The 13,643-nt window shown below is 43.8% G+C and carries 8 protein-coding genes; 3 read left to right on the forward strand and 5 right to left on the reverse strand.

Annotated elements, in window-relative coordinates; genetic code table 11:
* Nucleotides 1-24: 24 nt before the first annotated feature.
* The 3 genes from ABD031_RS13830 to ABD031_RS13840 all read right to left on the reverse strand — a co-directional run bounded on the left by ABD031_RS13830 (nt 25) and on the right by ABD031_RS13840 (nt 3,684).
* Nucleotides 25-801: a polysaccharide biosynthesis/export family protein gene (locus ABD031_RS13830; protein ID WP_343852453.1), complete on the reverse strand. Its 777-nt coding sequence runs from the start codon at nt 799-801 to the stop codon at nt 25-27.
* Nucleotides 802-1,781: 980 nt separating this feature from the next.
* The gene (locus tag ABD031_RS13835; RefSeq protein WP_343852454.1) at nt 1,782-2,666 is read right to left on the reverse strand and encodes an aldo-keto reductase family protein; all 885 of its coding nucleotides are present in this window, start codon (nt 2,664-2,666) and stop codon (nt 1,782-1,784) included.
* 4 nt (nt 2,667-2,670) lie between these two features.
* Complete coding sequence (locus ABD031_RS13840) at nt 2,671-3,684, reverse strand: Gfo/Idh/MocA family protein (protein WP_343852456.1); 1,014 nt, start codon at nt 3,682-3,684, stop codon at nt 2,671-2,673.
* 1,299 nt (nt 3,685-4,983) lie between these two features.
* Between ABD031_RS13840 and ABD031_RS13845 the strand changes: the two genes are divergently transcribed.
* Nucleotides 4,984-5,667: a sugar transferase gene (locus tag ABD031_RS13845; protein WP_343852458.1), complete on the forward strand. Its 684-nt coding sequence runs from the start codon at nt 4,984-4,986 to the stop codon at nt 5,665-5,667.
* Nucleotides 5,668-6,677: 1,010 nt separating this feature from the next.
* Here the strand turns inward: ABD031_RS13845 and ABD031_RS13850 are convergent.
* The gene (locus ABD031_RS13850) at nt 6,678-7,796 is read right to left on the reverse strand and encodes an FG-GAP repeat domain-containing protein (protein ID WP_343852460.1); all 1,119 of its coding nucleotides are present in this window, start codon (nt 7,794-7,796) and stop codon (nt 6,678-6,680) included.
* Between the two features lie 170 nt (nt 7,797-7,966).
* On the opposite strand from ABD031_RS13850, the gene ABD031_RS13855 reads away from it, so the two are divergent.
* Both ABD031_RS13855 and ABD031_RS13860 read left to right on the forward strand, forming a co-directional pair.
* Complete coding sequence (locus ABD031_RS13855; RefSeq protein WP_343852462.1) at nt 7,967-8,944, forward strand: GlxA family transcriptional regulator; 978 nt, start codon at nt 7,967-7,969, stop codon at nt 8,942-8,944.
* 62 nt (nt 8,945-9,006) lie between these two features.
* Entirely contained in the window at nt 9,007-10,047 is a 1,041-nt protein-coding gene (locus tag ABD031_RS13860; protein WP_343852464.1) for a DJ-1/PfpI family protein, read from the forward strand.
* 219 nt (nt 10,048-10,266) lie between these two features.
* On the opposite strand, the gene ABD031_RS13865 is transcribed toward ABD031_RS13860, so the two are convergent.
* Nucleotides 10,267-13,422 (reverse strand): PVC-type heme-binding CxxCH protein, encoded by a 3,156-nt coding sequence (locus ABD031_RS13865; RefSeq protein WP_343852466.1) that lies wholly within the window; start codon nt 13,420-13,422, stop codon nt 10,267-10,269.
* Nucleotides 13,423-13,643: the final 221 nt, after the last annotated feature.

The raw sequence follows: 13,643 nt of genomic DNA on the forward strand, positions 1-13,643 counted from the left end.
TTAAATGACAGAGTTCCAAAGAGTTTACCATTCATCTATTTGAAATGCGACGATTGTGAGTAAACTAACTACACTTGTGATTATTGCAAAAGTACGAGGGTTGGAATCTGATTGGATTGATTTGGTCTTATATGGCTCCACATATATCACATCATTCTGCTGCAGGTAAAAATATGGAGAGGATAAAACTTTTTTGTCATTAAGGTTTAGCCTGGTCGTATTCCTGACCCCATCTTTTTCTCTGATTATCAGCACGTTTTCTCTGCGCCCATAGGCAGTCATATCGCCTGCAAGACCCAATGCCTCCAAGATTGTTACCTTTTCAGTCGGAATTATAAAGGAAGACGGCCTTTGAACTTCCCCGAGGACAGTCACTTTAAAGTTCATGATCCTAATGTTGATAATGGGATTTTGAACATATTCATCCAATAGTCCGGCCATTTTATTGACAGCTTCTAATTTTGTCAAGCCCTTTAAGTTGATTTTTCCAATGACTGGATAGTTAATAAAACCATCTTTGTCAACAAGATAGCTTTCATTGATCGGAGTGGAGATGACAGTATTTACCGTCCCCCCGGTAGGCATCAATACCCCGGCATTGAACAGCATGTTGGATTCTGCGTTTAAGCTAGTTACTGTAATACTTAATAAATCATCTTCCTGAATTCTTTGCTGAACTAGAGAATCTATCGAGGTAGAGAAGGTGACATCCGTGCTGATGTCGCTGAAATATACCAAATTTCTTTTTGAACATGCAATACTGAAAAAAGAAACAAATAGTACTAATACTAACTTTTTCATCAAGATTTTGTATTTTTTTGGTTTTTGTTGCATTTATTGAAGCTTCGAGGGCTTCGCCCTTTCAGTCACATTTTCTGTGCTTGGCCAATTTATGGTTTTGAAAGATATATCCGAACACAAAGAAAAAAATAACTGGTTAGTTATCTCGTCGATACATTTCAGGTATTCGCCCCAAACCTGGGTGCTCAAACAAAAAAGATTTGTTATGCAAATATATGTATTCAAAATACAAAAACAATAATTTGAAAAAAAATATCGCGTTTTTTGTCTGCTTGGAGAATATCAGCTTGGAGGGTGTCTTTGAACTTCAATTCTTTATTTTGTAGTCGATGTTGAACTAATTAATTATGGAAATGACACATTTCATGTCGCTTAATTTTTGGCACTATTTCGTTATCGTTCCTGATTTCAGCAGTCTATTCTATCGCAATCCGCCATTGATTTTATAGTTTAGTTAGGGAATGATATATCGCTCGAATCTTGCCTGTTTACAGCTTTTGCTCTGCAGCAGAGAGCAAAAAGTCCCTTTCCCGATGTTTATGGTTCGTTAGGCTAGGTCGATTCACGATATGGTTAAAAATTTTTAATGTTTTCTCTTTGAGGATACCATAGGTCATCCAAAGCGGAGACAGGTTGCTCGACTCATTCACCATTCCCGGTTGCATAGAGGTTCACCTCCTGCATTTACAACCTTCAAAAAACTTCTTGACCGCAAGTTGGCAAGCACTTTAGTCTCTCTCGCACTGTTTGAAATGGATACTGCTTTGCTAACGGAAGTCTTTATCTAGATTCCCAAGCTCCCCCGTTTGGAAAAAGGTTAACTTTTTATGGTCCTGATGGTTTGTAGAAAAGACTACGATTAATGCCATATGCCGAACCATTAAAATGCCCAGTCAAAATAAATTGGCTATCTGAAAAATTCCAAATAGCCAAATTCTAATAAATTCAGGGTGAAATTATGGCTTTAAAACCATTCAATTTTACTGAACGATTAATTCTTCTTTCTTTTTTCTGTCGTGATATCTTATAGTTTCAACCGTGTTTTCGATATTTTGCTTGGATGAGGCACCGAAAAGTATAGACTCTACGTTAGGTAGTTTGCTTACATATTCCAGAGCCTCCCCCGCTGGGATAGCTCCTCCACCCAGAACCTGCATAGCAATAACTCTGCATCTTCCCTCTTTCAAGGTCTTCTCATAAAGGTCTTTTCCTCCAGACATTCTAAAGTTAGCCTTGTTAATAGAGGCACAGATTATGGGATTGGAAATCCCCTCCGCTTCCAACACATTCAAAAGCTTTGGTAAATTCATGGTGATAAATCCAGGCTCTGCGTTATACTTTTGGCGGACATAATTCGCAAATCCGACAAGAAACTCATTCATTCCAAGGCCTAATAGCAGATCGGTTATTACGTTTTGAAGGAAAATCACAGGAGTATTGATTCCTTTAAACATTTTCATCTCAGCATCGATCATCAGCTCCATAATCGAAATGAAGTCTTTGGAAAGATAGGCGACACCTCCTTTTACTAGGGAGCCTAGAAAATTTCCGGGCACATACTGTTTGAGCGTCCCTGCTATACCCAATTCAGTTACCGCATTTGCATATTTATGGGCATAAGGCATACATGGGTAAATCTTGAAGTCCTGGTATTTAGCCGGATCTTTTCGGATAATATCACAGATATTGGCAATTCGATCATGGGTTGTGCACATGAAAGTATTGATACCTGATGCAATTGCGATATCAAGGGTTTTAATGATCGCAGAATCATCCCTAAATTTAATGGATTGTGCGCGGGACTTTTCGTCTGAAATGTGATTTACAGCGAAAAATTGATTGTCACCAAAAATTATTCTTTCCATGATATTAGATTCTTGATTGGTTCTTGATTAATGAAATCGACGTATCTGTCTTCCAAGCACTGTCAAAGGTATTAATGTTATTTTCTTTTTCACGCTTCACAGCTTTTATGAAGTAGTCTATTTGGGCTGAGTATTCCTCGCCCCTTAGATAAAAGTCTACTTCATCCGTCAGGTCAGTTACATATTTCACGTTCCAGCCTTTTGAGTAGCCTTCTGGGAGTGTGTCGCTCTTGAAGTATACTTTCAATTCGTTCGCATCAGATTCAATTTTACCTTCAGTGCCGATGATAGTCACCGATGTTGACATTTTTCGATAGGTTTCATCGCTCCAATTTACAGAAATAACTCCGGATGCTCCTGATTTTGTGCCCACTAAGGCATAAACAGAGTCATCCACGTTTTTTGAATAGATTGATTTCAGGATCGAGCTTTTGCAAGACTCTATTGGAGAGATGATGTCGTTAATTAAGTCAATCACATGGGATGCATAATCCATTAGGCAGCCACCGCCTTCATTTGGATCCGATCTCCAAGTTTCACTCTTTTTCTTAATGACTACAGGACCGTAGGCTTCGCCCTCGAAATGCGTGATTTCGCCGATAGCAGAGCTTGCAACCAATCTTTTAACTTCCTTAAAAGTGCCGACGAATTTATTGTGGTACCCAACTTGGTTTACCACGCCTGCTTTTTTGGCCAACGCAACAAGTTCGCTACTTTCTTCAGGATTAAGGCAAAAGGGTTTTTCAGTAAACACGTTTATATTCCTCTTCAAAAGTTCCTTCACCATCGAATAGTGGTATTTCGTGGGTACCGAGACAAATACGGCGTCAGGTTTAGTTTCGTCTACCATTTTTAGGTAGTCAGAATAACATTTATACCCGCTATATCTCTCAAGTACGCCAACAACGATTTTTGACGTGTCGCAAACTCCTGCAATTTTGACATCAGGATGTGCTCCTAAAATCGAAAGATGAGATAATCCCATCTTTCCTGCCCCGATCAATGCAATTTTTACCATTATTTCAAGTGAATTTTGTTGTTTTAGTATTAAATCAGCTAAAATTTTACGTTTTCGAATTCTTATTGAATGAGCCAAAGTACTGAAAAACATATTTGAAAAGCAAGAATTTGCATGTAAAATATTTTTCTAGTCAAATTTTAATTGCGCTCATGGCTATTTAGTTAAGTGCAGCCCTCCATCACTTTGCTGCCATAAACGGCGGCGAAGGATTCACTATCACTCTAGACTAGGGAATTTCATAGGCTGCCTTTTTAGATTTTAGTTCCGGATAGTCTTTGAACTGTTCTCATCACACTCGTCAATTCACACTGAGATTATTAAATGAAAAAATTTCTAAAAAACCGTGCACCGCTGAAAGAACGGACGCTTTGGTAAGCGTCTGGCGGACAAAGTCAATGCAAGGGCTATATTCAGTTTAAAGGTATTTGGTTTTTGCGATTGGTGTAGAGTCTAAATCAAAAAAAACGATTTGTTATCCACCCAAAATGAAAAGAATGTATTTGGGGAAGAAGAGTGGCATCTAAAATCAATCCTGATTGAATGACTAACGTTTTTCAAATGGTCAAAGAAGGAATTTCCGTTCCATAATAATCAATATTTTCCGCATTCCGAAGCAGGTCGAGGTATTTCCGAGCCCTTTAGTCAGCCATACTGCTTCCTAAAACAGTACTACACCCAATACTGACTCTTAAAATAGCGTATTCCACGCAAAGAACATCCTTTCAATTCAAATAGGCTGTCTAATGTTCCCCAGACAGTTTGGGTAGCAACCCAAATTCTTTCGACAAACTCCACAGACTTTCGCATTCGTTTAAGAACCACTAAATGTAAGCCCAGTTTATGGTTTAGCTATTTTGATTGAGCGCTGACAGTCCACTTTTCAGAAGAGAACATTTTAAACTAGAGGTCAAATGAAGTTTTGTCAGGTATGCCAAGACATTACCTAGACTCTTAATTGAGTTAAAAAAAACGGACGAGTTGTTTGTGGATAGCGCTGATTTTAGGCAAAACGCTGAAAACCTTTTCTTGAGAAAGAAAAAAAAGCAAAGAAAAAAAACATCTAAAAACAAACATAATTAGCTTATTATCAGCGATTTGAATAAAATTTAAGGTTGTAAAATTTGTCATTTTCTGAGATTCTCTAGATTTTGCTCATCAATAAAAATGCATTTCAAATAAAAATAAATGCAACTTGATTAGAGATTTAAAGGTATATTCCCTAGATTTACCACCGGAATGACGCAAAAACTCCCAAACATCATTTAAAAGATTTTTTTTAAAAAAACAGTTTATCCCATGGCTACCACAATTTCAAAACTTAGCAGCGTTGAAAGCTTTTCACAGGATTTCATCCTCAATAGGTATTCGGTCAACCTTTTGGACAGTTCTCAAGTAACTGCCAAGAGAGTATTTGATTTTATTATGGTGAGTATTTTTCTGGTCGTTATCGCCAGTTGGCTATTCCCAATAATTGCCTTGCTCATAAAAATTGATTCGAAGGGGCCAGTTTTTTACAAGCAATTGAGGCATGGACAAAATAATGTGCCGTTTTATTGCCTAAAATTTAGAAGTATGAAATTTGAGCAGGAAGATCGCTTTAAACAGGCTTCTAAAGACGACATGAGAGTTACTAAAGTTGGATCCTTCCTTCGAAGAAGCAGTTTGGACGAATTGCCTCAATTGATAAATGTGTTGTTGGGAGAAATGGCAATCGTTGGCCCAAGACCTCACGCAGTGCCCATGAATAAGGAGTTTGCTCAGAAAATCGAGAATTTTATGTGCAGACATATGGTAATGCCTGGAATCACAGGACTTGCCCAAGCTAAGGGCTACCGGGGCGAAATTAGAGACTCCTTCGATATGAATGCTCGACTGAGACTTGATCTGTTTTACATCAAAAACTGGAGTTTCTTATTTGACCTAAAAATAATTTTCTGGACATTCTATTGTCTGATTTTTAAAAATGACAACGCCTATTAAGCAAAGTTGAGGTGAGCGTTGATTTCAAGAATTGCCCAGTAAGCTATCTTCCCTTTGTTAGGTGAAAACCGCTAACTGTCAGTTCCGGTTCTTCCCACGCTTGATACAGATAATACCTTAAAAAGATCTTCGCAAGAGATCTTTTTTTGTTTCACGACGAAACTCGTTCTGATTTGGCCATAATGTGGTTTAGATATCATCGGTACTTTTCTTAAAGAGCGAAATCCGATCTGAGAAAATCCAGAAATCTGAAATAGCCAAGCACTTCGCCTTAGAAAACGATAGCCGCAGAAGAAAGCTCTTTTTCATCAAGATCAGGAAAGCAAGAAACCGACGAAAAATAGTCCTTCTGCACGAGACCAACTTCTTCGGAAATCCGTCGATTCCACCCTTTGAAAGTATTTTCTCAACGAATCAGCCTCAGAAAGGAATATCCGGAGTCAGTACCTGAAACGTGGTCTTCTGAGAAACTATTGCATTAATCGCGGGGAAGATCTGCGTTTAACGCAAAAAAAGAGGAGCATGATTAATTGAATCTGGAAACAGGTCGATAAAAACGACCTCAGCCTATAGTATTTGGCTCTCAAATTAACTGCCTTTTCTGCTTTTGAGGTTCATCAGTCAATATTACGACAAGTGAGTTTCCAGTGTTAAAAGCATCTCAACACATTCAAGGTTGACATCAAACACCTAAAAATCCAAAAAGTGCAAACAACCCTCTAAGCTAAATCAATCTGCATATTCAAAGTTTCGCAAGTAGACAAATTTTCTTAGTCAATCGGGCTGCTTGTCCTCGGGGAGGCGGGGAAGAGCGATGCCGCGTTTTGTTATTGTTGAACGTTTCGACGAGTATTTTAAGGCTGCTAATGACCAAGTTCCTTATAGTCAAGTATTAATTTAACCCCCATTATCCCTGTTTCTCAATAAGAAGATAGAAATCTAAAAACACTTCCCGAAGGACCAGTTATCTGCTTTTAACTAATAGTCCGAAATTCAAAGTTGCCCTTTGCTCACCTCTGCCAAAAAACCGCAAGCCCGTCCTTTCCTGCCACGGCTATGTCGAGTTTTCCATCGGCGTTAAGATCAGTTACTGAAAAGTAAAGTCCTGAGCCTTTGCCGACACCTAAAGTCCCATAGCTGATCACGTTCTTGACGAAATTCTTACCATCCCATTTGAAATAATACATACCTACTTCGTCCAGTCCTCCGGGATCTTTGCCATTATGGGCGCGATAACGCTTGCCAGTGACGAGTTCATTTTTACCATCCCCGTCTAAGTCAATCCACTCCATTGTATGATATTGGGAGTGATAGGGATCAATATCGTGGCGTTCAAACTCGATCTTTCCGTTGTCTTCGAGCTGTTCCATCCAGTACAGGCCATAATCGTGTCCATTACCGACGATCAGATCGTTTTTACCATCACCCGTCAAGTCAGTGACAATGACTGGAATGCTAAGATTCTTAAACCCATCCATCGGATGAAAAGACCATTCCCCATTTCTGAGATCTGCCGGAGCCTCGTACCAGCCCATCGAACTGATCAGGTCTCCAAATCCGTCGCCGTTAATATCCCCGAAGCCCATGCCATGACCTTGCGTCTCAAACACTTCATATTTCTCAAATTGGTTGGGAGCGATCCATTTGTAAAAAGCCAGCGACTTCCGTGGCGTATTGGGTACAATCTCCAAGGTGCCGTCGCCGTCGAGATCCCAGGCTCGAATGGTTTCGATATTACCCGTTTCAGCGATCAGATGTTCTTTCCACTCGCCATTGTTTCCTGGGTTTTCTTTCCAGATAAGTTTTCCTTCAAACCATCCTCCGGTCACAAAATCCATGTTTCCGTCACCGTTTACGTCCATTGGGATCGTTGAAAAATCCTCGTAGTATTCTCCGTATCGCTTGACTTGACCAATCAGGAAGCGATCTCTGAATCCTGGCCCTTTGTACCAGTAGCTGCCCGATACCAAGTCGGGATGACCATCTTTGTCCACATCGATAGCTCCAACTGATTCGTTGCTTTCGAAGGCAATCAGCTGCTTTTCGAAGCGGAAGTTTTGGCTTTGGGAAAAGCGAGGGACTGAGGAGGCAATCAGTAAAAAAGCGGTGCAGAGATGGGATTTTTTCATGGGAGGTAAGTTGTGTAGAAAGCTGTTAATGGCAAAGCCAAACGACTGAATTTTGTCAAAATCAGCATTCCGACCGTCTCTCACTTGGCGTCTTTTTGAGAGTATGGATTTGGCAAATTGCCGATTCTGATCAAAATTAGGACGACCAAAAATGGTAAATAGGCAGATTGATGACCAGGGAAGCGACCACCGTCCGACGATACAGAGCATTTTTCGCAGTTCCGCCTAAGGTTCATTTGCTGGATCTCTCAGGGCCCGCCCATGCATTTTATGAAGCTCAGGTGCTAAACCCTGCGATTGAGATCTATTTTGTTTCCCTCAATGGCAATTCGGAGGAGCGTTCGAGTCCGGGTTTGGGACTAAATAGCTTGCTGGACTTCCGGGATTTTGAACTCGGGCCGAGCGACTGGTTGATCATTCCGGGATTGGAGTCTGAGATTTATCTCCGCGAGGGTTTTTACCGGACGGTTCAGGCATTTTTGGATTGGGTAAAAGTCCAAGCCGAAAAGGGAGCGAAGGTTTGCTCGGTCTGTACGGGCACTTTTCTCCTTGCCCAATCCGGCGCCCTGGAGGGTAAGTCCTGTGCGACGCACTGGAAGTACGCCCAGATTTTCAAGCAATCCTTTCCCCAGTCTTTCCTCTGTGAGGATCGGCTTTTTGTCAAAGACCAAAATGTCTACTCGAGCGCAGGAGTGGCTTCTGGGATTGACCTGTCGCTCTACCTGCTGGAAGAGGTCTTTGGGCCACTGTTTACCATTCAGGTAGCCAAAGAGATGGTGGTCTACCTCCGGCGCAGTCAGGATGATCCGCAGCTCAGCGTTTTTCTCCAGTTTAGAAACCACCTCGAAAACCGCGTCCATGAGGTGCAGGATCTACTTTCCCACCATCTCGAGGAGCCTCTTTCCCAAGATGACCTGGCGGAAAGGGTGCACATGAGTCCGCGCAATCTCAGCAGACTTTTTAAGAAAACGACCGGCATTACGCTAGGAGCCTATCGGGAAAAACTCCGCCTGGAAAAGGCCGTCCAACTGGTCGTCTTGGGAGAAAAAATAGAGTCGGTCGCACTGAGTTGTGGGCTGCGAAGTGCCAACCAGCTCCGCAGCTTGCTCAAGAAGCACCGCGGACTATTGCCCCATCAATTGTCCTGATCCTGCGCACGCTTGTCCTTTTATCCGGGAGCTTTTGAGTCTAGTTTTGAAAAAAACAAGACATGAAAAGGCTTCTCTTTTGGATAATGACCGCAATTATGATTCAGACCTCTCTTTCTGCACAGGATAAAGACAGTAGTCAAGTCTATGTCTGCCCACCCTGCGGCAATTCTTGCGACTCGAAGACTTTTGCGCAGCCGGGCATTTGTCCTCAATGCAATATGACTTTGGTGAAAAAAAACCAGGCTAAAAGAATCGCCTTCTACCTTCAGGATGGAGTGGAGGTGTTGGATTTTGCCGGGCCGATGGAAGTCTTTTCCTATGCGGGGTATGAGGTTTTTACGGTTTCAAAAACCAAGGACCCCATCACATCCCAAGGGATTTTGAAGGTGATTCCTGACTATTCGATAACCGATGCACCGAGTGCTGATATCTTGGCGTTTTTTGGAGGGAATGGTCTTCGGGCTTCTCAGGACTCGGCGGTCATCGACTGGATTCAAAACCAAAAAGAGGTGAACTATCACTTTTCGGTATGTACAGGAGCTTTTTTGCTGGCAGAAGCAGGGGTGTTGGATGGGTTGACGGCGACGACCTTTCACGACGCGCTGAACACTTTGGAGGAAAATTACCCACGGATAGAAGTGCTCCGGGATGCCCGCTTCGTGGACAATGGTAAGGTGATCACCACGGCGGGGATTTCTGCGGGGATTGATGGTGCCTTGCATCTGGTGGCTAAATTCCAGGGCCTCAATGCGGCGCGACGAACGGCGTTTTACATGGAATACGACAATTGGGTACCGGGTGATGGGCTGGTGCTTTCGGGCGATAGTCCCTACCTTTTTACTGTGGCTGGGCCGGACCTGGGGGACTACGTGGGCACCTATTCCCACAGCAGTGGGGTGCCGTTTGAGCTGGTCTTAAATTCGAATGACCGCACGCTCTATGCCAAAATGCAGGGTGTCAACTATCCGGTTTTCCACGAGCAGGGGGAGACTTTTAGCGATGCCAGCGGCGATCTGGTTTTCTTTGAAAGAGATGGGAAGGGAAGTGTCACGGGCTATCGGGTGAAATCAGACGGGGAGCTTTTTGCGAAGCTAAAGTGATTGCATTTATGAGCTCGATGTCAGCAAAGAATCCCTCTTTTCCATCTTACCGCCTTGCAACTTTACCACCCATTGGGCCTACTGTGGGGCTCCGGGTAGTGTCGACTTCCAGGACAAAAAAAGAGCGGGAATGTTTTAGCATTCCCGCCCTTGTGATTTTTCAAATATCGAACAAGTCTGAATTTGAAATCGGTATCCGACACTGGGCCTCCGACATCCCTACTTCTCCAGCGGATGGACTTTCAGCAGTTCCTCGGGACTGTAGAATCCTTCTTTGTCTTTGGTCTCTTCACGGATTTGCTTCACAAGGTCGGGAGAAATCGGTGAGGCCTGATTGCCAAAGGAGTTTCTGACATACGTCAAAACAGCTGCTACTTCCGTGTCATTGAGCATACCCTCAAACGGGGTCATCGGAACTTGGCCAGGATAGTCTCTGCCCGCAACGGTGATTGGACCCAAAAGTCCCTTGAGAACGGCCTTGATTACCCGCTCTGGACTTCCAGTCACCCATGGCGTGCCGCGAAGTGGAGGAAATCCCGAAGCGGTGAGCCCGCCTCCATCGGGCTGGTGACAGGTGGAACAGAAGCCTTCCCGCCCGTACACTTCCTTGCCGAGAACGAACAACTCGCGATCCGAACCGGTCAGTGAGGATTTGATGTCTTCTTCTTTCTTGGCAGCTACCGACAGTCCATTGAGGTGAGCGACTGCGGTTTCCAGAGTTCTTGGTAGCCAAGTGTGGTCTTGAGCCTGTTTTTCGACTTCAGCCAGGATAGGAAGTCCCTGCTCTCTAGGCAGCCAAGATGCGGCTGCGATGACTTCCATTCTTACTCGTCCACTAGGGTCTTTGGCAGCCTGCATCAGCAGTTCAGCCTGATCTTTCACCTGATGCCCGGTGTATCTTACAACACGGACTGAGGCGGCGCGAACTCGGTAGTCTTCAGACTTCAGCAATTGACGAAGTAGGTCTTGGTTGACGCGGTTAGCACCCCAAGATACCCAAAGGCCCTCTAGTCTGTTATGTTCGTAGTTCGGATCATTTTTGTCTAGGCCGGCAACCCAGTTTTCAGTGGCAGCAGCCACTTCGCCATTGTCTCTTCCACGGAGTTCACGCCGGGTACGGTAGCGGGTACGGTACTCAGGCAGTTTTAGATTTTCCAGCAATTCTAGGATACCCGCTCCGTCGATCTTGGTGGGGGTGAGAAGAGGTCTTGAAGGGTAGGTCAATCGGTAGATCCTGCCGTGTACGTGGTCGCGTAGCGGATCTCGGGCATTATGCTGCATGTGTCCGATCAGGATATTGTGCCAATCAACGATATACAACGAGCCATCAGGAGCAATCTCCATGTCCACTGGTCTGAAGTTTCGATCGGTCGATGTGATCAAATCCTGTCTCCACTGCGTGGTAAATCCTACTGTGTCTTCGTTGACTTTGTGCTGCTTGGTACCTAAAAATCCGATGGTATTGTTAATGATCAAATCACCTTGAATATCTTCTGGGAAGTGGCGGCTGGAAATGAACTCCAGTCCTGAAGTAGGTCGAACCATGTGGTCTTTTTCGATCAGGTTAGGCCCTTTAAAGTTAGCATTGCCGTAGCGGGGTAAGGTAGAACCGGGAAGCATCCAGTTGACGTTGGGGCCCGAGGTCTCGGCGTAGAAGTTTTGTCCGTAGTTGTCAAAGGCAATTCCCCAAGGGTTTGGAATACTTACCTGGTTGACCCGTTCTAGCTTGTGTCGCAGGGGTTCGTATCGATAGAATCCGCCATTTGTGCCGCGAACCGGGCCATAGGAAGTCTCTACATTGGTATGTAAAAAGACACCCTCTGCCATGTAGATGGCGCCGCTTTCGTCAGTCGTAAATGCCGAAATTGCGTGATGCGTATCGTGATCATCAAATCCACTGAGCAGGACTTCTTTGCGATCTGCTTTATCGTCACCGTTTTCATCGATCAAGATCACCAGATTATTCCCCTGGGAGACGTAGACCCCCTCGGCAGCGATCTCAAAACCGACAGGAATGTGTAGATTGTCTGCGTAAGTAGTTTGCTTATCAGCCTTGCCATCTCCATTGGTATCTTCGAGGATAATCAGTTTGTCCTGAGGTCTATTGTCTCCCGGCTTGTAGTGAGGGTAGCTCGGCATGGTGGCTACCCAAAGCCTGCCTTTATTGTCAAAGGATAGCTGGACTGGATTTGCAAGGTCAGGAAACTCCTGCTCGGAAGCAAAAAGCTCCAGCTTGTAACCTTCCGGAACTCTGATGGTTTTGAGCGCTTCCTCACCGTATTTGTATTCCAAGCTGCCGTTTTTTTCAGGATTGAAATTTGTCTCAACCTCCGGCAGGACATTGGTTAGGGCATCTGCGATTGCAAGTTCTTTGACTCGACCCTGATTGGCTTCCCAAATGGCAGTGTCGCGGATGGCGGTCATTTGTCGGATCTTTTCCAACTCAAATGGGTAATTGTCCGGGCCAAAAGGATCATAGCGGCGACCGAACACATGGACTCCGTTCGGAATTTTATAGTCGTTGATCCACATCCAGTTTTTCTCCATTACAGCCTGATGAACCAGTTCGAGATTAGCTGAGGACTCTCGCCCTTCTTTCTCGAAAAGCTCATCAGAAAGCAGTACTGCAAGTCTTTTATTACCCTCTTCATTTAGTTGAGTGCCGTCGATCGTAAGTGGTTCACTGGAACTAGAGTACCACTTTTTGCTAGCAGAGAAGGCATCTACAAAGACGAGGTCATGTTTGACAGCCAATTGACGCATGGCCTCCGTATAGTGTTCCAGGGTTTCATTTTGCGCTTGCCCGTTGGGGACATCGATGATGTCGCTGATGTCTTCTACGCTTATTGGAGAGACAAGCGCAAGTTGTGGGGCGGATTTCCCATTGTATTGCTGAGCTTTTGAATGGAGGATCCAGGCCTCCAGTTCGTCTTTATAGTTTTGGAGTCTTTGCTCGCCTTGGAAGGATTCATTAAATCCAAAAAAGCCGACAACGATGTCAGCCTTTAGGCGAGTAAGCCACTGGTCTGGTTTTTCCAAATGACCAATGCTTCCCGACGGTGTAGCATATTCTTCTTGAAAATTTTCTGCACCAGGGAACGCCCACGGATCATTCGTACCTGAGCGGGGACGAAAACCCGGAGTATCTCCTGGATCTCCCAAGTTGCGGATAAAAAGCGTACTGTCCGGATAGCGCAGGTGCATCTCGCTTTCAAACCAGCCATACTCCATCATGCGCGAGGCCAGATTGTTCCCGACCAAAGTGATGTGCGCGTCTTTGCGGAGTTCAAGAGTCTTTCCTTTCTTACATCCCGAAAAAATGAGAATAGAGATAAAAAGAAGGCCTATTATTGATGATAAACTGATTTTTTTCATAGGATGGATTGCATTTCGGTCTAATGATAGGGAGAAAGGCCTAGATTTTCAAATCGTATTATATAGATGAAAAAAGCAGTTAACATTCTCTATTGAGAAAAAATTATCCTGATATCCAAAATCTCAATGTGGCTTATCCTCCTGACTTCGACGCTGGGACACCCAAAATCAAAAATTGAACATTTTTGCTAGTTTTTGTTGACTTTCGTTCAAAATCAAGG

Origin of the sequence: Algoriphagus jejuensis, assembly GCF_039523455.1 — a bacterium.
GTDB lineage: Bacteria > Bacteroidota > Bacteroidia > Cytophagales > Cyclobacteriaceae > Algoriphagus > Algoriphagus jejuensis.